General features: G+C 50.1%; 1 rRNA gene. It reads left to right on the plus strand.

The annotated features are described in order from the left end of the window. Positions 1–26: 26 nt before the first annotated feature. Positions 27–613, plus strand: a 23S ribosomal RNA gene (locus ACQCT5_RS22890); the annotation flags it as partial.

The raw sequence follows: 613 nt of genomic DNA on the forward strand, positions 1-613 counted from the left end.
AAAAACATGACAATTAGTTTGTCAACGGTTAAGTTATTAAGGGCGCACGGTGGATGCCTTGGCACTAGGAGCCGATGAAGGACGGGACTAACACCGATATGCTTCGGGGAGCTGTAAGTAAGCTTTGATCCGGAGATTTCCGAATGGGGAAACCCACTGCTCGTAATGGAGCAGTATCTTTACCTGAATACATAGGGTACTGAAGGCAGACCCGGGGAACTGAAACATCTTAGTACCCGGAGGAAGAGAAAGCAAACGCGATTTCCTGAGTAGCGGCGAGCGAAACGGAATTAGCCCAAACCAAGAGGCTTGCCTCTTGGGGTTGTAGGACACTCAACATGGAGTTACAAAGGAACGGGGTAAATGAAGCGATCTGGAAAGGTCCGTCATAGAAGGTAAAAACCCTGTAGTTGAAACTTCGTTCCCTCCTGAGTGGATCCTGAGTACGGCGGGACACGAGAAATCCCGTCGGAAGCAGGGAGGACCATCTCCCAAGGCTAAATACTCCCTAGTGACCGATAGTGAACCAGTACCGTGAGGGAAAGGTGAAAAGCACCCCGGAAGGGGAGTGAAATAGATCCTGAAACCGTGTGCCTACAAGTAGTTAGAGCCC

The sequence above is a fragment of the Sutcliffiella halmapala genome (assembly GCF_050107295.1).
Classification (GTDB): Bacteria; Bacillota; Bacilli; order Bacillales; family Bacillaceae_I; genus Sutcliffiella_A; species Sutcliffiella_A halmapala_A.